This window comes from Acidovorax sp. 107, assembly GCF_003058055.1.
Classification (GTDB): Bacteria; Pseudomonadota; Gammaproteobacteria; order Burkholderiales; family Burkholderiaceae_C; genus Acidovorax.
This window is the reverse complement of sequence record NZ_QBTZ01000001.1, coordinates 3,478,047-3,495,813: the sequence shown is the minus strand read 5'-3', so window position 1 is coordinate 3,495,813 and position 17,767 is coordinate 3,478,047. Positions and strand designations below refer to the sequence as shown.

Sequence of the window (17,767 nt, the reverse complement as noted above, 5' to 3'; positions counted from 1 at the left end):
ATGAGCTCCCAACTGCTGATGATCGAAGACGACGCCCGCCTTGCGCAGATGGTGGGCGAGTACCTGGGCCAATCGGGCCTGCAGGTCACGCACCGTGCCGACGGCAAAAGCGGCCTGGCGCAGCTGCAGGGCCCCGATGCCGGGCCACTGCCCGATCTGGTGATCCTGGACCTGATGCTGCCCGACATGGATGGGCTGGAAGTGTGCCGCCGCATCCGTTCGCTGCAGGGCAACGCGGCACAGGTGCCAGTGCTCATGCTCACCGCCAAGGGCGACCCCATGGACCGCATCATCGGACTGGAGCTGGGCGCCGACGACTACCTGCCCAAGCCTTTTGAGCCCCGCGAGCTGCTGGCCCGCATCCGCGCCATCCTGCGCCGGCGCACAGATGGCGGAGGCGCCGCAGCCGCCACCCAGGTGCTGCGCTTTGGCACGCTGGAGATCGACCGCGACGCGCGCACCGTGACCGTGGCCGGGCAGGCGGCGGACCTCACCTCGTACCAGTTCGACCTGCTGGTGGCGCTGGCCGAGCGCGCGGGCCGGGTGCTCACCCGCGACCAGATCATGGAAGCCGTGCGCGGCCGCGAGCTGGAGGCGTTTGACCGCTCCATCGACGTGCACATGGGCCGCATCCGCGCGGCCATCGAAGCCGACGCGAAGAATCCGCGCCGCATCCTCACGGTGCGTGGTGTCGGGTATGTGTTTGCCAAGCAGCAAGATTGATCGCTGACGCAGGCCCCCGCTGCCTGCGCTGCCGCCCCACGCATGTCCCTGTCCAACCCCTTCTCCCGCCGCCTCTATCTGCGCATCTGGCTCGCCGTGGTCGGCGGCATGGCCGTTCTGACGCTCACCGTGGGCTGGGCCTGGCGCATGGCCGAGGAGCAAAAGGCCCAGACCAACCAACCGTTTGTGCCGCCCTCGCGCGAGATGGCGGTGCGCGACCCTGGGGGCAACCTGGTGCTGCGCGGCATGGCCACGCGCCAGCCGTCCGATCCGGGCGAGGTGGTGGAATTCCACATCGAGGCGGAAAACGGCCAGATCTTCACCCTGCAGATGGCCCCCCGCCAGCCCCGCATGGGCCGCAACGGCGGGCGGCCCGGTGGCCCCGGCCAGGACGAGGCTGCTTTCTGGACCCGGCCGCCCTTCGGCTTCCTGTGGCTGCTGGGCATCGTGGGCCTGGCGGTGGCGGTGGGCGTGTACCCCATCATCCGCCGCCTCACGCAGCGGCTGGAGGCCTTGCAGCGCAGCGTGAAGAAATTTGGCGAGGGCGACCTGTCGGTGCGCGTGCCCGAGCAAGGCCAGGACGAGGTCGCCGACCTGGCGCGGCAGTTCAACGCAGCGGCCGAGCGTGTGGAAACCCTGGTCAAGTCACACAAGTCGCTGCTGGCCAATGCCTCGCACGAGCTGCGCTCGCCCCTGACCCGCATCCGCATGGGGCTGGAGCTGATGGGCGGCCAGCAGCCTTCGCCCGCGTTCCGCGAAGAGATCCTGCGCAACATCGCCGAGCTGGACCAGCTGGTGGACGAAATCCTGCTGGCCAGCCGCCTGGATGCACGCGAGGCCGACGTGGGTACCGTGGAGCTGGTGGACCTGATTGGCCTGGCTGCCGAGGAATGTGCGCGCGTGGACGCCGACCTGGACGTGAGCGCCAGCCCCGATTCGCTGGAGGTGCGCGGCGTGGCCAAGCTGCTGCGCCGGGCCATCCGCAACCTGCTGGAAAACGCACGCCGCTACAGCACGGGCGAGATCACGGTGGTGGTGCACCGCCGCCAGGGCCGCGCCGAGGTGCATGTGTGTGACCACGGCCCGGGCGTGCCGCCCAGCCAGCGCGAGCGCATCTTCGAGCCCTTCTACCGCCTGCCGGGCGCGAGCGAGCGAGCGGGCGGCGTGGGCCTGGGGCTGGCGCTGGTGCGGTCGATTGCCGGGCGCCACAACGGCACCGTGCACTGCCAGGACCGGGCTGACGGCGATAGCGGCGCGTGTTTTGTGCTGGCGCTGCCGCTGGCACCGTCCACGCACTGATCGACGCAGGAATCACCGCGCCACCGAGCGGTGCGCCAGGGGCCAGCCCCAGGCCATGGCGGCAAACAGCACCGCCCCCACCCCCAGCGCTGCGGCCGCCACGGCCAGCCCGTAGACAAAACCCTGGCCCTGCGTGGCAGCGTGGTGCAGCATCCACGCCACCATGGGCGGGCCCACGATCTGACCGATGCCGTAGGCGGCCGTGAGCAGACCGGGAAAACTGTCGCCCGCCGCAGGCCACACCCGCCGCGCCTCCTGCAGCGCATAGAAGGTGATGGCCGTGAACGGCAAGCCCAGCAGCAGGCTGCCCAGCGCAAACCCCGCAGGGCCCGGCCACACCAGGCTGAGCGCGATGGCCCCGGCCTGCACCACGTAGGCCGCCATCAGCAGCCAGCGCCGGTCCCACGCGGCCGGCGTGCGGGTGGACAACGCTGCGCCCAGCGCCACCCCGGCACCAAACAGCGGCCAGAACAGGTCGGGCCAGGGCGAGCCGGAAGGCAGCGCCGCGCGCGCAATCACCGGCAAAAAGGTGGCGGTGACGATGTACCCCAGCCCCGCGAGCCCGTAGGCCAGCGTGAGCCCCGTACGCGCCCAGTACCCGTGGCCGGGGGTGGAGCCGTCCACCACAGGCCCGGCGGCTGCGGCCGACGCCGGCATGGCCACCCCCTGCAGCACGGGCCAGATGGCGGCGCACAGCCCCACACTCAGCAACCCGAACACCGCCCAGCCCGCTGCGGCAGGCCACTGCAGCGCCACCATGGCACTGGCCGACAGCCCGGTGAGCACGATGCCCAGCCCCGGGCCGCAAAAGATCAGGCCGCCCAATGCGGCCTGGCCCAGCGCCACCAGCCGCACCATGCACCACACCGAGACATTCAAGAACACCAGCGCACTGGCGACCCCTGCCGCAAACCGCAGTGCGGGCCAGGTGCCCGGCAGCGGCAGCGCCATGCCCAGCGTGAGCAGCACCGTGGCCGCCAGTCCCCAGCGCGCCAGCCGCGCTGCATGCCACCGCTGCCGCGCACGGGGCGCCACCCACGGCAGCGCCATGCAGGCCAGCGCTCCGATGAGATAGCCCAGGTAGTTGGCCGTGGCCAGCCAGCTGCCGCCCGCCAGCGTGACCACGCCGTCGTGCAGCATCATGGGCAGCAGCGGCGTGAAGGCAAACCGCCCGATGCCCATGGCCACGGCCAGCGCAGCCATGCCCGCCAGCGCCACGGCCAGCGGGCGTTCGGACAGGGGTGGGGCGGTGGGAGATTCCAGGGTATCGGGCTTGCGCATATGATTCTTTTTTGAGATATATTTTCTTTAAATCATCTCACAAAGAGAACAATCATGGACCTCACTGCTCTGGAGATCTTCCGCGCCGTAGCGCAGGAAGGCAGCGTGACCCGTGCCGCCGAGCGGCTGGGACGGGTGCAGTCCAACGTGACCACGCGCGTGCAGCAACTGGAGGAGCAGCTGGGCGCGACGCTCTTCCAGCGCGAAGGCAAGCGCATGGTGCCCACGCCTGCGGGCGAATCGCTGCGCGGCTATGCCGACCGCCTGCTGGCGCTGGCCGAAGAAGCACGCCAGTCCGTGCACCCCGGCGAGCCCGGTGGCCGGCTGCGTCTGGGCGCCATGGAAAGCACGGCCGCAGCGCGCCTGCCCCAGCCGCTGGCGCAGCTGCATGCGCAGTGGCCGGGGCTGATGCTGGAGCTGTCCACCGCCCCCTCGCGCCAGTTGGTGGAGCAGGTGCTGGCCCACACCATCGACTGCGCACTGGTGGCTTGGCCGCCACCCGGCGTGGATGCCGATGCTCCGGTGGAGCGCGCGCCCGTGTTTACCGAAACCCTGATGCTGGCGCTGCCCGCCAACCATCCCCCAGTGGCCGCACCGGCCGACCTGCAACTGGACACCCTGGCCGCCTTTGGCGGCGGCTGCACCTACCGCCGCATGGGCGAAGCTTTCATGCAGCAAAAGAGCGGCACGCCGCCCCAGGTGCTGGAATTGGCGTCCTACCACGCCATCCTGGCCTGCGTGGCGTCGGGGCGCTGCGCGGGCGTGGTGCCCCAGGCCGTGATCGACCTCATGCGCGAGCCGCCCGCGCTGCGTCTGGTGCCCCTGGCCACGTGCGACACGGTGCTGGTGCACCGGCGCGGCTACCAGTCGCCCGCGCTGGACGCGCTGCGCGCCACGCTGACCGCAGGCGAAGCGCCCCGTCCCGCTACATCGACCTGACCCCTTTCCCACAGATCGCACAAGGAGCCCGCCATGCCCGCCTTCACCACCCACCTGGGCCTTGCGTTGCCCATCATCCAGGGCCCGATGACCGGGTCGGACACGCCCGCACTGGCCGCCGCCGTCTCCGAGGCTGGCGGCTTGGGCATGCTGGGCTGCGGCATGCGCTCGCCCGCCGCCATGGCCGAGGCGGCCGCCGAAGTGCGCCGCCGCACCGACCGGCCCTTTGGCATGAACCTGTTTGTGCAGGCCACGCCCACACCCGACGATGCCACGGTGCAAGCTGCGCTGCACCGCCTGGCGCCGTTCTATGCCGAGTTCGGCCTGGTGCCCGAGCGGCCCGCGCAGTGGTGCGAGGACTTTGCCGCGCAGTTCGACGCCCTGGTGGCCGCACGCCCCGCGGTGGCCAGCTTCACCTTCGGCATCCTCACGGCGGCCCAGGTGGCCAGGCTGCAGGCCGTGGGCAGCTACGTGATCGGTACCGCCACCACGCTGGCCGAGGCGCAGGCCTGGGCCGCCGTGGGCGCGGATGCTGTGTGCGCCTCTGGCATGGAAGCCGGGGGACACCGAGGCACCTTCCTCACCCCCACGCAGCCCGGCGCCACCGGGGCGGCGCCGTCATTGGCCGACTTTGCCGCCAGCATGGTGGGCACGCTGCCGCTGGTGGCGCAGTGCGTGCAGGCGCTGTCCATCCCGGTGATTGCTGCGGGCGGCATCATGGACGGGCGTGGCATTGCGGGCGCCCTGGCACTGGGCGCCCAGGCGGTGCAGATGGGCACGGCATTCCTCACCTGCCCCGAGTCGGCCATTGGCACCGCTTACCGCGAGGCCCTGACACGCGCCCAGGCCACCGACACGCGCACCACCCGCATCTTCTCGGGCCGGCCGGCGCGCGGCATCGTCAACCGCATGATGCAAGCCCTGCAATCCGACGAAGCGACCGTGCCGCCCTACCCCGTGCAGAACGCGCTGACCGGTGCGCTGCGCCGAGCGGCCGCCCAGGCGGGCCAGGCCGACTGCCTCTCGCTGTGGGTAGGCCAGGGGGTGGCCCAGGTGCGACCCATGCCTGCGGCACAGTTGATGGCGTTGCTGGCCCAGGAGTGGCAACAGGCCACCGCGCCGCGTGGCACCTCCACTATCGGCCACCAATAACTACTATTTTTATAGCAGCAGGGGCATATTGAACTAGCGCTTGCGGCCAAAAACGCCCCAGAACCCGCGTAGTAGTCTCCCTGATATGAGCAGGGCACTCAAAACTGGCGCGCTGTGAAACCAAGTGCCACCGTGGAGCTGGCTTTGCCAGGCCACGGGTGGCGTTCCCCTTGGGGGAAGGCGCCGCAGGCGACTCAGGGGGGCTTCACTGCCTCCAGGGCAGTTCGCGCGCCGGGCCCTGGATCATGGGCGGCTGGGCGTTGAGGGTTTCGCCCGCCAGCACCCGTTCGTACATGCGCAGGTAGTTGCGTGCCATGCGCTCGGCGCCAAAGTGCTCCACCACATGCTGGTGGCAGGCGCGGGCATCAAAGCGGTTGCCCCGTACCGCATCGGCCAGCACCGAGGCCTGGTCTGACAGCACGCCACAGTGCACGGGCACCAGCTCGGGCAAGGCGCCGTAAGGCGTGGAGAACACGGGGCAGCCGAAGTACAGGCTCTCGATCACTGCCAGCCCGAAGGGTTCGTGCCAGCGCACCGGAAAGATCAGCCCGCGCGAGGCGTTGAGCAGACCCGTCTTCTGCGAGCCGCCCACCATGCCGTGGAAGTAGATCTTGCGCGACAGCGTCCAGCGAAAGCCGCGCTTGAAGTTGATGCGGTTGCCGCCCAGCACGTCCAGTTCCACCCCGGCCATCTTCGCCACCTTGATGGCACCGCGCACGTTCTTCACCCCCCAGGCCGCCTTGCCCAGGAAGTGGTAGTGCGAACGCGGGCGGTCAAAGTCCACCGGGCCATAACCGGCCCAGTCCAGCCCGTTGTAGACGAACTCGCTGGAGCCATAGCGCGCCGCGTGGTCGCGCGACAGGAACACCGTGTTGCGCGGCAGCGGCTTGGGCTTGCGGGCGTTGCCATGCTCTGTCACCAGGTAGGGCTTGGACAGCTCGGAGCGCGGGTTGAACTGGAAATGCGTGATGTCCACGTCGGCCGGGATCTGGCCTTCCCAGGGCTCGTCCGGCTGGATGGGTAGCACCTGGCCAAAGTCGCAGGTCGAGCCCTCGGGCACCAAGTAGCTCACGCGGTGGCCCTGCTGCACCAGCGTCTTGCCCAGGTCCCAGATCACGCGTTCTGTGCCGCCGTAGCCATACACCGGGATGGGGGAGTTGTTGACCAGCAGGATGTGCATGGCAGAGGTCCTTCAGGAAAGGGAGACGGCTTGCCCGGGCGTTTGCAGCCGCAGGCGCTCGCGGCCTTGCAGGATGGCCAGCACCAGCATGCCCATGAACAGGTAGAACATGGTGCCGCTGTTGTGCCCCAAAAACACCTGGGTGGTGCCAAAGCCCATGTAGGACACGGGCAGCAGCACCCCGATCATGCGCAGGCACAGGCCCTCGGTATCCAGCTCACCCGCACCGCCGGGGAACACGCGCCGCCGCGTGGGCCAGAACAGCACCAGGGGCACGCCATAAAAAATCAGCAAGACCACGACACCGGGGATGCCACGCTTGGCAAAGATGTCCAGCAACTCGTTGTGGGCGTGGCTGAACTGCAAAACAATCGGGTGCGCCTCGCCGGCAGCCACGCGGCGCTGCTTCTCGGCCTCATAGCCATAGCGGCCCCAGCCGCTCCAGGGGCGGTCCAGGCCCATGCGCCAGGCCAGGCCCCAGTGCGCCAGGCGCTGACCGACCGAACTGGCCGCGTCGCCCCGCGACTCGTACTGCGTGATCTCCTGCCGCGCCTCGTCCACCCGCAGGCGCACCTCGTTGGCCTTGAAGGCCATCAGACCCACAGCCCCCAGCACAACCAGCACGGCACCGACGATGGCCCTGCGGGGTTGGCCAGAGCGCCCCTGGAGCCATACGCACAACAGCAGCGCCATGGGCAGCACCACCCAGCCCCCGCGCGACTCGGACAGCAGCGACCCCTCCAGCCCCAGCAGAATGCCCACCGCCCAGCCTGCGCGCTGCCAGGGCTTCCAGCGGTCCCACAGCACCAGCAGTGCTACCGAGCACATCAACCCCAGCAACAGGCTGAGCCCGCCGTACTGGATGGCATTGGTAAAGCCGTTGGCGCGTGGCAGGTGCTGCACCAGGGCCTGGTACAGGCCGATCAGGCCCGCCCCGCAAGCGCCCACCGCGATACCAGCCCAGAGCCAGCGCACCCGCGGGGGATAGGCCAGCACGTACAGCAGGCACGGCAGCGCCAGCAGGTACTTGGCAGGCCGGTCCAGGTTGGACCAGCTGCCCTGGGCCGGGTCAAAATCCAGCGCCCAGACCGTGCCCATCGCCACGATGGAGGCAAAAAGCAGCCAGGCATCGCGCCCCGGCCGGCGCCGCAGCCACACCCCGGCAGTGGCCAGGCTGCACAACAGCAACACCACCGCGCCCCACGAATAGCCCGAGCGCACCCACAGTGCCAGACCCGGCACCATGAAGGCCGCCACGCCCGACAAGCGCACAAAAATTTCGTCAGTTTTGGTCAACGGCGCACGCTCTCACTCAGTTGCTGGTGGTCGTACTCCAGGGCGGCATACCGGAAGAACGCCTCCAGCGCCACAAACAGGCAATACAGAAAACCGGCCCCGCCACACAGAAAGCCCAGGCGGAACACATACAGGCGCAGAAACATGCTGGTGCCCGAGGCCAGGCCTCGCACCACGCCACCCTTCTTGCCCGCCGCTGCCCGCTTGGCAGCCCCCAGCATCGCGTACTGCGTGAGCTTCTCCAGGCTGCCGCGCACGGTGGTGCGCGAGTAGTGCAGCAGCCGCGCCTCAATCAGGCGGCGTGGCACCGTGCCACCGCCCGGTGGTGGCAACAGTTCGGCCTGCTCGTGCACCACGCCCGTGAACTCGCGGACCATGGCGCGCACGAACAAGCGCTCGATCTGCGATTGCGAGCGGAAGTACTTGAGTTCGTGCCCGTAGGCCACTATGCGCCAGCGGATGGTCCACACGGCCTGCGCGCCAGAGCGCACGATGGCCTGCAGCTCCTGCGCAAACGCAGGCGTCATCACCTCGTCGGCATCCAGGAAGAAGATGTAGTCACCCCGCGCATGGGCCAGCAGCCGGTTGCGCTGCACGGCAAAGCCCTTCCAGTCGGGATAGCTGTGGACTTCCGCGCCCAGGCGCTGGGCGATGGCCACGGTGTCGTCCGTGCTGCCGCTGTCCACCACCAGCAACTGGTCGGCAAACGCGGCGCTCTGCAGGCAGGCTTCAATGCGGTGCGCCTCGTTGAGGGTCAGCACCGCCACGGTCAACGTGGGCGCCGCCGATGCGCCGCCGGTTGCAGCTGGCATCAATCAGTGGCCAGCGTGTACGTGCTCACCGGCCTTCAGGCGGTACACCGTGCCGCAGTACGGGCACTTGGCTTCACCCGTGCGGGCCACGTCCAGGTACACCTTGGGGTGGCTGTTCCACAGCTTCATGTCGGCCTTGGGGCTGGGGCAGAAGACGCCGCCTTGGGCGTTCAGGTCTTTGGCCAGGAGTTCAACGGTAGCTTGGGACATGTTCTTCAGACCTTGCTCAGCCAGTGGGCGTATTGGGGATTGCGGCCGTTCACGATGTCGAAGAAGGCGCTCTGGATTTTTTCGGTGATCGGGCCGCGCGAACCGGCACCGATCTCGATGCGGTCAAGTTCGCGGATGGGCGTCACTTCAGCGGCCGTGCCGGTGAAGAAGGCCTCGTCGGCGATGTACACCTCGTCACGGGTGATGCGCTTTTGCACGATCTCCAGGCCCAGGTCCTTGGCGATATGGAACACCGTGTTGCGGGTGATGCCGTTCAGGGCACCGGCCGACAGGTCGGGCGTGTAGATCACGCCGTTCTTGATGACGAAGATGTTTTCGCCCGCGCCTTCGGACACGAAGCCGGAGCTGTCGAGCAGCAGGGCTTCGTCATACCCGTCGTCCAGCGCTTCCATGTTTGCCAGGATGGAGTTGGTGTAGTTGCTCACCGCCTTGGCCTGCGTCATGGTGATGTTGACGTGGTGGCGCGTGTAGCTGCTGGTCTTGACGCGGATGCCGCGCTTCATGCCCTCTTCGCCCAGGTAGGCGCCCCAGGCCCAGGCGGCCACCATCAGGTGGATCTGGTTGCCCTTGGGAGACACGCCCAGCTTTTGCGAGCCGATCCAGGTCAATGGGCGCAGATAGCACGATTCGAGCTTGTTTTCGCGCACCACAGCCTTCTGGGCCTCGTTCACTTCTTCCTTGGTGAACGGGATCTTCATGCGCAGGATCTTGGCGCTGTTGAACAGGCGGTCGGTGTGCTCTTCCAAGCGGAAGATCGCCGTGCCGTTGGCCGTGTTGTAAGCGCGCACGCCTTCAAAGGCGCCGCAGCCGTAATGCAGGGTGTGCGTCAGCACGTGGATCTTGGCGTCGCGCCAATCGACCATCTGGCCGTCCATCCAGATCTTGCCGTCACGGTCGGCCATCGAGGGAACTACGGGGCTCATGGGTGTCCTTTGGTTGCTGTGGGTCGCAAAACCGGGATTTTACGGGGCCCCAGCCCGCCGGGAACCGCCGCCCGAGGGTGCAGTGCAGCAAACCCGCCAGATCCAGGCGGGGTCTATGCCTCCTGAGTCGGGGTGTCAGCGTCCGCCTGCGGCCGCACCAGCGTCCACTTCACAAGCTTGCCATGGCGGAACTCGCAGGTCACGTGCGACTGGGTGCCATCGGTCCAGCGGTAGATCTCGGGGTCCTCGCCCTCGGGAGACAGCCGCTCACCCAGCGCCTGCGTCATGGCCACCACGTGCATCAGGTTCACGCCCTCGGCCAGTCGTGCGTTGAGCATCACGGCGCTGCCCACATAGCCGATGGGCCGTTTGGCGGCCTTCTTCATCACGTTCACCAGCCGCGTGAAGTGCAGCAGGGCCCACATGACCAACCCACCGACGACCGCCGCCACACCGGCCCAGCCATAGGCATAAAACCCAAAGCCGACCAAGGCCAAGCCGCCCAGCGGCACCAAGATATTGCGCAAATTCATGGCTCGATTGTCTTACGGCGCCGCATTCGCAGCGCTGTGGGCATTGCGTAGATGGGGTTTACAAGCCCCGGACCACGTCCATCGCTTCTTCCACCCGCTCCACCGCGTGGATGGTGAGGCCCTCGATGGGCTTCTTCGGCGCGTTGGCCTTGGGCACCACGGCCACACTGAAACCGAGCTTGGCAGCTTCCTTCAGGCGCTCCTGGCCGCGAGGCGCGGGCCGCACCTCGCCCGCCAGGCCCACCTCGCCAAACGCCAAAAAGCCCCGGGGCAGTGCCTTGCCCCGCAGGCTGGAGGTGATGGACAACATCACCGCCAAATCGGCCGCAGGCTCGCTGATGCGCACGCCGCCCACCGCGTTCACAAACACGTCCTGGTCCATGCAGGCCACGCCCGCGTGGCGGTGCAGCACGGCCAGCAGCATGGCCAGGCGGTCCTTGTCCAGGCCCACCGACAGGCGCCGGGGGCTGGGGCCGCCGCTGTCCACCAGCGCTTGGATCTCCACCAGCAGGGGACGCGTGCCCTCCAGCGTCACCATCACGCAGCTGCCGGGCACCGGCTCGCTGTGCTGGCTCAAAAAGATGGCGCTCGGGTTGCTCACGCCCTTGAGGCCCTTTTCGGTCATGGCGAACACGCCGATCTCGTTGACGGCGCCAAAGCGGTTCTTGATGGCGCGCACCAGGCGGAACTGGCTGTGGGTGTCGCCTTCGAAGTACAGCACCGTGTCCACCATGTGCTCCAGCACACGCGGCCCCGCCAGCGCACCTTCCTTGGTCACATGGCCCACCAGAATCACGGCGATACCCGTGCCCTTGGCCATGCGCGTGAGGTGCGCCGCGCATTCGCGCACCTGGGCGACCGAGCCCGGCGCGCTGGTGAGCTGGTCGGAATAGGTGGTCTGGATGGAGTCGATGACGACCACGGCGGGCTGCATGGCGTCCACCGTCGCCAGAATCTTCTCAAGCTGGATCTCGGCCAGCAGCTGCACCTGGCTGCCCTCGATGCCCAGGCGGCGTGAACGCAGCGCCACCTGGGCGCCGCTTTCCTCACCCGTCACATACAGCGTGGGCAGACCCGCGCGCTGCAGCGCATCCATGGCCTGCAGCAACAGGGTGGATTTGCCAATGCCCGGGTCCCCGCCGATCAGCACGACCCCGCCTTCCACAATGCCACCGCCCAGCACCCGGTCCAGCTCGTCGATGCCGCTGGGGGTGCGGGCCACGTCCTGGGCCTCGATGGCCGCCAGCGGAAGGACGGGTTGCGCGTTGGCCAGGCCCGCGTAGCCTTGGGGCGCACTCAGGCGGTTCTTGCCCGGCCCGGCCTCGGCCACTTGCTCGATCAGCGTGTTCCAGGCGCCGCAGGACGGGCATTTGCCCAGCCAGCGCGGGCTGGTGCCGCCGCACTCGGTGCAGGTGAACGTGGTTTTTTCTTTGGCCATGGCAGGTAACGGGTGGGAGCCCCAAGGGGGGCAGCCGACTATAGCGGCCATGCCGACACCGATCCGCCACAGCCCGTACGATGGCGGGCTTGGCACCGCACGGAGTTGACATTGCAGACACCCACCAACCGCTTCAAACAAGCCATGGCCCAGGGCCAGGCGCAAATCGGCCTCTGGCTCGGGCTGGCCAACGGCTACAGCGCCGAAATCCTTGCGGGCACCGGCTACGACTGGCTGCTGGTCGATGGCGAACACGCACCCAACGACCTGCGCTCCATCCTGCACCAGCTGCAAGCCATCGCCAGCGCCACCAGCGCCCTGCCCCCCGGCGCGCAGGCGCCCCACCCCATCGCCCGGGTGCCGGTGGGTGACACGGCCCTCATCAAACAGTACCTGGACATCGGCGCACAAACCCTGCTGGTGCCCATGGTGGATACGCCCGAGCAGGCCCAGCAACTGGTGCGCGCCACGCGCTATGCGCCCGAGGGCGTGCGCGGCATGGGCAGCGCGCTGGCCCGCTCGTCGCGCTGGCAGGCCTACCCGCAGTACGTGCACGAGGCCAACCAGCAGATCTGCCTGCTGGTGCAGGCCGAGACGGTGGAGGCCATGGCCAACCTCGACGCCATCGCCGCCACCCCCGGCGTGGACGGCGTGTTCATCGGCCCGGCCGACCTGTCGGCATCCATGGGCCACCCCGGCAATCCGGGGCACCCGGATGTGCAGGCCGCTATCCACGACGGCATTGCGCGCATCCTGCGCGCGGGCAAGGCGCCGGGCATCCTGGCCACCACCGAATCGCAGGCGCGCCAGTGGCTGGCGGCCGGTGCGCTGTTTGTGGCCGTGGGCGTGGACACCATGCTGCTGGTGAGCGCTGCGCAGGAGCTGCTGGCACGCTACCGCAGCGCGGCAGACGCAGCCCCCACCCGGCCCGCAGGCTACTGAGCCTTTTTTCTTTCAGACCCAAGGACAGACATCCATGAAAGCATGTATTTACGGCGCGGGCGCCATCGGCGGCTGGCTGGGCGTGGCCCTGGCGCAGGCAGGCCACACCCTCAGCATGGTGGCGCGGGGCGACACACTGCGCGCGCTACAGGCCGAAGGGCTGCGCCTGCGCCGCCCCGACGGCACGCTGGCGCAGGTGGCCGTCACGGCCCACAACGACCCGGCAGCCCTGGGCGTCCAAGACCTGGTGGTGGTCGCCGTCAAGGCGCCGGGCCTGCCTGACGTGGCGCGTGCCATGGCCCCGCTGATCGGACCCGACACCATCGTGCTCACCGCCATGAACGGCGTGCCGTGGTGGTTCCTCGACGGCTTTGGCGGCGCCGCCAAGGGGCATGCGCTCGCCTCCGTGGACGCGGGCGGCGTGATCGCCAGTGCTATCCCTACGAACCATGTGGTGGGCAGCGTGGTGCACACCAGCTGTTCACTGGAGGCGCCGGGCTTCGTCAAACAACATTTCGGCAACCGCCTCATCGTGGGCGAGCCCGATGGCAGCCGCAGCGAGCGCTTGCAAGCACTGGCCGACACGCTGCAGCGCGGCGGCATCGATGTGGAGGTGAGCACCACCATCCAGAAAGACATCTGGTTCAAGCTGTGGGGCAACCTCACGGTCAACCCCATCAGTGCCCTCACCGGTGCCACCACCGACCGCATCCTGGACGACGACCTGGTGCGCGGCTTTGTGAGCGCGGTGATGCTGGAAGCCAAGGCCATTGGCGAAAAGCTGGGCCTGCCGATTGACCAGCAGCCCGAGGACCGCCACGCCGTCACGCGCAAGCTGGGCGCGTTCAAGACCTCGATGCTGCAGGACGTGGAAGCGAACAAGCCCCTGGAGATCGACGCCCTGGTGGGCGCCGTGCGCGAGCTGGGGCAGATCACCCACACCCCCACGCCCCACACCGACGCCTTGCTGGGCCTGGTGCGGCTGATGGCGCGCACACGCGGCCTGTACTGATCCAGTTCAAGCAATATCGGCTGCAGGCGCTAGTGAAATATGCGCAAGCAGCTATTTAATTCATAGCATATCAACCATGATCCAACTCACGCTGTACTACACCCCCGGCACCTGCGCGCAGGCTGTTCGCATCGCTTTGGAAGAGGCCGGCGCTCCTTACGACCTGGTGCGCGTGGACTTCGCCGCTGGCCAGCAACGCACGCCCGAGTACCTGGCGGTAAACCCCAAGGGCCGCGTGCCCGCGCTGGTTACACCGCACGGCACGCTGACCGAAACGACCGCGCTGCTGGCCTATGTGGCGCAGCGCTTCCCCGAGGCGCGCTTGGCGCCCGCCGACGCCTACGGCTTTGCGCGTTTGCAGGAGTTCCACAGCTACCTCGCGTCCACCGTGCACATCGCCCATGCCCACCGCCCCCGCGCCAGCCGCTGGGCCGACGAGCCCGAGGCGCAAGCGGCCATGCAGCGCAAGGTGCCGCAAAACATGACGGAGTGTTTCAACCTCATCGAAGGCCACTACCTGCCGAACGCGGACCAGGGCCCGTGGGTGATGGGCGAGCAATACACGGTGGCCGACGGCTACCTGTTCACCATCGGCACCTGGCTGCACAGCGATGGCGTGGACATTGCCCAGTTTCCGAAGGTGTTTGCACACACGCAGCGCATGCTGCAGCGCCCGGCGGTGCAGCGCGCAATGGCCTGATACGCCACCAACAGACGCAAAAAAGCCCCGGTGCTTCAGGTCAGAAGCACCGGGGCTTTGTTTGCGACGGGGATCAGTTCACCTTTAAATACCGCCAGTCGATGCGGTTGTCCGCGCGGTGGATGATCTCCACCTTCTTCGTGCCCGCCCATGGAATCACCTGGTTGTACAGCGGAATGTGCGACACCAGCTCGTGCTCCTTGATCAGCGCCTGCTCGATCAGCTGGTTGCGCGTGGTGGCATCGGTTTCCTTCTTCACGCGCTCGATCAGTGCGTCCATTTGCGGGTCGGAGAAGCGGCCCAGGTTGAAGTTGCCGTCCCCGCCCGCGCCGGGCGAGCGCACCAGCGACTGCAGGCTGTAGAACGCATCGAACGTGGGCACGCCCCAGCCCAACAGGTAGATGCTGGCCTCGTTGCGCTGGATCATCGGGAAATACGTGGCAAACGGCAGCGAGCGCAGTTTGGCCTTGACGCCCACCTTGGCCCAGTGCGAGGTGATGGCCTGGCACAGCTGCTCGTCGTTGATGTAGCGGCCCGCGCTGCACGCAAAGTCCACTTCAAACCCATTGGGGTAGCCCGAATCGGCCAGCAGCTTTTGCGCGGCCTTGGCGTCGTAGGGGTAGCGCACGTCGGCCTTCTTGGTCCAGCCGTTCACCTGGTTGGCGATCAGCGTGCCCGTGGGCTGGGCCAGGCCACGCAGCACCACGCGCTGGATGGACTGGATATCGATGGCCTGGTACAGCGCCTTGCGCACGCGCAGGTCCTTGAGCGGGTTCTTGCCCTTCACGTCCGAGCCGGGCAGCTCGTCGCGGAACTGGTCCAGGCCCAGGAAGATGGTGCGGTACTCCGGCCCTTCCAGCACCTGCAGGTTGGGCGTCTGCTTGATGCGCGCCAGATCTTGCAGGCTGGGGTCGATCACAAAGTCCACCTCACCCGACAGCAGCGCGGCGGTGCGCGTGGCATCTGCCTTGATGGGGGTGTAGACGATCTCGGTCAGGTTGGTGGGGTACTTGCCCTTGCCCCACCAGTGCGGGTTGGGCTCCAGCACCACGCGCTGGTCGGGCGTCCACTGCTTGAGCTGGTAGGGGCCCGTGCCCAGCGCGTTGCGGTGGGCAAAGGTTTCGTCCTTGGTCTTGATGTCCTTGGGCTCCACCGACTTGTTCTTTTCAGCCCAGGCCTTGCTCATGATGCGCAGCTCGGTGAGCTGGTTCACCAGCACGGGGTTGGGCAGGTCGGAGTGGATGTCGATGGTGTAGGCATCGACCTTCTCCACACGGTCAACGCCCTGGGTGTAGACAGCGAAGTTGGAGCTTTTGGCCTTGGCCCGCTCCAGCGAGAACTTGGCGTCGTCGGCGGTGAACTCGCTGCCGTCGCTGAACTTCACGCCCTTGCGCAGCGTCAGGCGCAGCTGCGTGGGCTTGATGAGTTTCCACTCGGTGGCGAGCGACGGCTCGGGCTTGAAGGTCTTGCTGTTGTATTCCACCAGCGTGTCGTACACCGCGCCGTGCATGGTGTTGTTCACGCCCACGTTCTGGGTGTGGATGTCCCAGGTGGAGATGTCCACCGAACGGGACCAGCGGAAAGTCTTGGCCTGTGCCGCAACAGGCAGCGCAGCGGCCACTGCGGCGGCCAGCAAAAGGGTCTTGAAACGCATGAAGGGTCACTCCAGATCAGTCAGCCCTGCACTATGAACCAAACCCTGCGTTTGTGTAACGAACTTATCTTTCTTAGCTTAGACCCATTGCAACCGCCAGCCCCATCATGGTGATGGCCGTGCTCCCGTCCAGCACCCGCCAAGCCCGGGGCGACGCAAACACTGGCGCCAACCAGCGCGAGCCGTAGCCCAGGCTCAGAAACCACAGCGCGCTGGCCAGCGAGCCCCCCGCTGCAAAGGTGGCCCGGCCCCACATGGGGTAGGGGCTTGCCATGGTGCCCAGCAGCACCACCGTGTCCAGATAGACATGCGGGTTGAGCCAGGTCAGCGCCACCACGGTGAGCACCGTGGTGCGCAGGCTCGCTCCCGGCCCGTTGGCCGACACCAGCAGGTGCGCTGGCTGCAGCGCCCGGGCCGCCGCCTGCACGGCATAGGCCGCGAGAAACAGCGCCCCCGCCCAACGCATGAACTGCGCCCACTCAGGCCGCGCCGCCAGAACACCACCCATGCCCCATACGCCCGCCTGCAGCAGCACCGCGTCGGACAAGGCACACACCAGCACCACCGGCAACACATGCTCACCCCGCAGGCCCTGGCGCAGCACAAAGGCGTTCTGTGCGCCGATGGCCATGATCAGCAGGGCGGTGGACGTAAAGCCGTGGGCAAAAGCAGTGGTAACCATGGGTGCGGATTGTGGTCACTGCGTCTTGTTGACGCCAGCTATACTTTTTAACGATCCGTCAGAATCGCTAACCACCTATGCCACTCGACTCCGCCCAGCTCAATGCCTTTGCCACGGTGATCGACGAGGGCAGCTTCGAGCGTGCGGCGGCGGTGCTGCATGTCACGCGCTCGGCGGTGTCGCAGCGCATCAAGCTGCTGGAAGAGCGCGTGGGCCAGGTGCTGGTGCGCCGCGCCACGCCCTGCACGCCCACCGAGGCCGGGCAAGCGCTGTACCGCCACGCGCGCGAGGTGGCGCTGAGCGAGGCCGACGCGCTGGCCACCATTGGCGGCGGGCAGCACAGCACCACGCGGCTGGCGATTGGTGTGAATGCCGACTCGCTGGCCACCTGGTTCCCCCACGCCATGGCGCAGGCGGCCGAGGGGCAGGCCATCACCTTCGACATCCATGTGGAAGACCAGGACCATTCGGCCAACCTGCTGCGCGAGGGCCGCGTGATGGCTGCCGTGACGGCCGACCCACAGCCCGTGCAGGGCTGCCAGGTGCTGCCGCTGGGCACCCTGCGCTACCGCGCGCTGGCCAGCCCGGCCTTCATGCAGCGCCACTTTGCCCAAGGGGTGAACGCTGCCACGCTGGCGCAGGCGCCCATGCTGGTGTTCAACCGCAAGGATGCGCTGCAGGCGCGTTTTGTGGGCCGCATCACGCGCCGCAAGCTCGCGCCACCCGTGCACTGGCTGCCCGAGGCGCACGCGTTCGTCAAAGCCACCCGCGCCAGCCTGGGCTGGGGCATGACGCCCGACCCGCTGGTGGAGGACGACCTGAAGACTGGCGCCCTGGTCGAGCTGATTGCGAACAAGCCCGTGGATGTGCCGCTGTACTGGCAGTGCTGGCGTCTGAATGTGCAGGCGCTGCAGCACATGACGCAGGCGGTGCAGAAGGCGGCGGCGCTGACGCTGCTTCGCTGAAAGAA

At 67.8% G+C, this 17,767-nt stretch carries 18 protein-coding genes; 8 read left to right on the top strand and 10 right to left on the bottom strand.

What is annotated here, in order from left to right; genetic code table 11:
- Nucleotides 1-723: a response regulator gene (locus C8C99_RS16290; RefSeq protein WP_056643106.1), complete on the top strand. Its 723-nt coding sequence runs from the start codon at nt 1-3 to the stop codon at nt 721-723.
- A 42-nt stretch (nt 724-765) separates the two neighbouring features.
- A complete protein-coding gene (locus tag C8C99_RS16285; protein WP_108626326.1) occupies nt 766-2,022 on the top strand; it encodes an ATP-binding protein in 1,257 nt (418 codons plus the stop codon).
- Nucleotides 2,023-2,034: 12 nt separating this feature from the next.
- Here C8C99_RS16285 and C8C99_RS16280 read toward each other — a convergent pair whose 3' ends face one another.
- Nucleotides 2,035-3,303: a YbfB/YjiJ family MFS transporter gene (locus C8C99_RS16280; protein ID WP_108626325.1), complete on the bottom strand. Its 1,269-nt coding sequence runs from the start codon at nt 3,301-3,303 to the stop codon at nt 2,035-2,037.
- A gap of 54 nt (nt 3,304-3,357) precedes the next feature.
- On the opposite strand from C8C99_RS16280, the gene C8C99_RS16275 reads away from it, so the two are divergent.
- Together C8C99_RS16275 and C8C99_RS16270 are read left to right on the top strand one after the other, a co-directional pair.
- Nucleotides 3,358-4,242 carry a LysR family transcriptional regulator gene (locus C8C99_RS16275; RefSeq protein ID WP_108626324.1) on the top strand — a complete coding sequence of 295 codons (885 nt, stop codon included), beginning with the start codon at nt 3,358-3,360 and terminating at the stop codon, nt 4,240-4,242.
- A 33-nt stretch (nt 4,243-4,275) separates the two neighbouring features.
- A complete protein-coding gene (locus C8C99_RS16270) occupies nt 4,276-5,394 on the top strand; it encodes a nitronate monooxygenase family protein (RefSeq protein ID WP_108626323.1) in 1,119 nt (372 codons plus the stop codon).
- A 205-nt stretch (nt 5,395-5,599) separates the two neighbouring features.
- Here the strand turns inward: C8C99_RS16270 and C8C99_RS16265 are convergent, their stop codons facing one another.
- The 7 genes from C8C99_RS16265 to radA all read right to left on the bottom strand — a co-directional run bounded on the left by C8C99_RS16265 (nt 5,600) and on the right by radA (nt 11,807).
- Nucleotides 5,600-6,574 carry a glycosyltransferase gene (locus tag C8C99_RS16265; RefSeq protein ID WP_108626322.1) on the bottom strand — a complete coding sequence of 325 codons (975 nt, stop codon included), beginning with the start codon at nt 6,572-6,574 and terminating at the stop codon, nt 5,600-5,602.
- Between the two features lie 12 nt (nt 6,575-6,586).
- A complete protein-coding gene (locus C8C99_RS16260) occupies nt 6,587-7,870 on the bottom strand; it encodes an O-antigen ligase (protein WP_108626321.1) in 1,284 nt (427 codons plus the stop codon).
- On the bottom strand, nt 7,867-8,682 hold the full coding sequence (locus C8C99_RS16255; protein WP_108626320.1) for a glycosyltransferase family 2 protein: 816 nt from the start codon (nt 8,680-8,682) through the stop codon (nt 7,867-7,869). The genes C8C99_RS16260 and C8C99_RS16255 overlap by 4 nt, the downstream gene beginning before the upstream one ends.
- Nucleotides 8,683-8,685: 3 nt before the next feature.
- Entirely contained in the window at nt 8,686-8,892 is a 207-nt protein-coding gene (locus C8C99_RS16250) for a zinc-finger domain-containing protein (protein ID WP_056057299.1), read from the bottom strand.
- 5 nt (nt 8,893-8,897) lie between these two features.
- Nucleotides 8,898-9,836 (bottom strand): branched-chain amino acid transaminase, encoded by a 939-nt coding sequence (locus C8C99_RS16245; RefSeq protein WP_056643128.1) that lies wholly within the window; start codon nt 9,834-9,836, stop codon nt 8,898-8,900.
- Between the two features lie 113 nt (nt 9,837-9,949).
- The gene (locus C8C99_RS16240; RefSeq protein ID WP_108626319.1) at nt 9,950-10,369 is read right to left on the bottom strand and encodes a glycerate kinase; all 420 of its coding nucleotides are present in this window, start codon (nt 10,367-10,369) and stop codon (nt 9,950-9,952) included.
- Between the two features lie 58 nt (nt 10,370-10,427).
- Nucleotides 10,428-11,807, bottom strand: a complete 1,380-nt coding sequence (gene radA / locus C8C99_RS16235; protein WP_108626318.1) for a DNA repair protein RadA — start codon at nt 11,805-11,807, stop codon at nt 10,428-10,430.
- 111 nt (nt 11,808-11,918) lie between these two features.
- On the opposite strand from radA, the gene hpaI reads away from it, so the two are divergent.
- The 3 genes from hpaI (at nt 11,919) to C8C99_RS16220 (ending at nt 14,461) form a co-directional block, all read left to right on the top strand.
- The gene (hpaI, locus tag C8C99_RS16230; RefSeq protein ID WP_108626317.1) at nt 11,919-12,749 is read left to right on the top strand and encodes a 4-hydroxy-2-oxoheptanedioate aldolase; all 831 of its coding nucleotides are present in this window, start codon (nt 11,919-11,921) and stop codon (nt 12,747-12,749) included.
- Between the two features lie 34 nt (nt 12,750-12,783).
- The gene (locus C8C99_RS16225) at nt 12,784-13,761 is read left to right on the top strand and encodes a 2-dehydropantoate 2-reductase (RefSeq protein WP_108626316.1); all 978 of its coding nucleotides are present in this window, start codon (nt 12,784-12,786) and stop codon (nt 13,759-13,761) included.
- Between the two features lie 76 nt (nt 13,762-13,837).
- Entirely contained in the window at nt 13,838-14,461 is a 624-nt protein-coding gene (locus C8C99_RS16220; RefSeq protein ID WP_108626315.1) for a glutathione S-transferase family protein, read from the top strand.
- 73 nt (nt 14,462-14,534) lie between these two features.
- On the opposite strand, the gene C8C99_RS16215 is transcribed toward C8C99_RS16220, so the two are convergent.
- Entirely contained in the window at nt 14,535-16,115 is a 1,581-nt protein-coding gene (locus tag C8C99_RS16215; RefSeq protein ID WP_108626314.1) for an ABC transporter substrate-binding protein, read from the bottom strand.
- 73 nt (nt 16,116-16,188) lie between these two features.
- Complete coding sequence (locus tag C8C99_RS16210; protein ID WP_108626313.1) at nt 16,189-16,797, bottom strand: LysE/ArgO family amino acid transporter; 609 nt, start codon at nt 16,795-16,797, stop codon at nt 16,189-16,191.
- Nucleotides 16,798-16,874: 77 nt separating this feature from the next.
- Here C8C99_RS16210 and C8C99_RS16205 point away from each other — a divergent pair, with 77 nt between their 5' ends.
- Nucleotides 16,875-17,762: a LysR family transcriptional regulator ArgP gene (locus C8C99_RS16205; RefSeq protein ID WP_108626312.1), complete on the top strand. Its 888-nt coding sequence runs from the start codon at nt 16,875-16,877 to the stop codon at nt 17,760-17,762.
- The last annotated feature ends 5 nt before the right edge of the window (nt 17,763-17,767 follow it).

Coding starts and splice junctions, on each gene's coding strand:
- C8C99_RS16290 (WP_056643106.1), top strand. CDS start 1: ATGAGCTCCCAACTGCTGATGATCGAAGACGACGCCCGCCTTGCGCAG.
- C8C99_RS16285 (WP_108626326.1), top strand. CDS start 766: ATGTCCCTGTCCAACCCCTTCTCCCGCCGCCTCTATCTGCGCATCTGG.
- C8C99_RS16280 (WP_108626325.1), bottom strand. CDS start 3,303: ATGCGCAAGCCCGATACCCTGGAATCTCCCACCGCCCCACCCCTGTCC.
- C8C99_RS16275 (WP_108626324.1), top strand. CDS start 3,358: ATGGACCTCACTGCTCTGGAGATCTTCCGCGCCGTAGCGCAGGAAGGC.
- C8C99_RS16270 (WP_108626323.1), top strand. CDS start 4,276: ATGCCCGCCTTCACCACCCACCTGGGCCTTGCGTTGCCCATCATCCAG.
- C8C99_RS16265 (WP_108626322.1), bottom strand. CDS start 6,574: ATGCACATCCTGCTGGTCAACAACTCCCCCATCCCGGTGTATGGCTAC.
- C8C99_RS16255 (WP_108626320.1), bottom strand. CDS start 8,682: ATGCCAGCTGCAACCGGCGGCGCATCGGCGGCGCCCACGTTGACCGTG.
- C8C99_RS16250 (WP_056057299.1), bottom strand. CDS start 8,892: ATGTCCCAAGCTACCGTTGAACTCCTGGCCAAAGACCTGAACGCCCAA.
- C8C99_RS16245 (WP_056643128.1), bottom strand. CDS start 9,836: ATGAGCCCCGTAGTTCCCTCGATGGCCGACCGTGACGGCAAGATCTGG.
- C8C99_RS16240 (WP_108626319.1), bottom strand. CDS start 10,369: ATGAATTTGCGCAATATCTTGGTGCCGCTGGGCGGCTTGGCCTTGGTC.
- radA (WP_108626318.1), bottom strand. CDS start 11,807: ATGGCCAAAGAAAAAACCACGTTCACCTGCACCGAGTGCGGCGGCACC.
- C8C99_RS16225 (WP_108626316.1), top strand. CDS start 12,784: ATGAAAGCATGTATTTACGGCGCGGGCGCCATCGGCGGCTGGCTGGGC.
- C8C99_RS16220 (WP_108626315.1), top strand. CDS start 13,838: ATGATCCAACTCACGCTGTACTACACCCCCGGCACCTGCGCGCAGGCT.
- C8C99_RS16215 (WP_108626314.1), bottom strand. CDS start 16,115: ATGCGTTTCAAGACCCTTTTGCTGGCCGCCGCAGTGGCCGCTGCGCTG.
- C8C99_RS16210 (WP_108626313.1), bottom strand. CDS start 16,797: ATGGTTACCACTGCTTTTGCCCACGGCTTTACGTCCACCGCCCTGCTG.
- C8C99_RS16205 (WP_108626312.1), top strand. CDS start 16,875: ATGCCACTCGACTCCGCCCAGCTCAATGCCTTTGCCACGGTGATCGAC.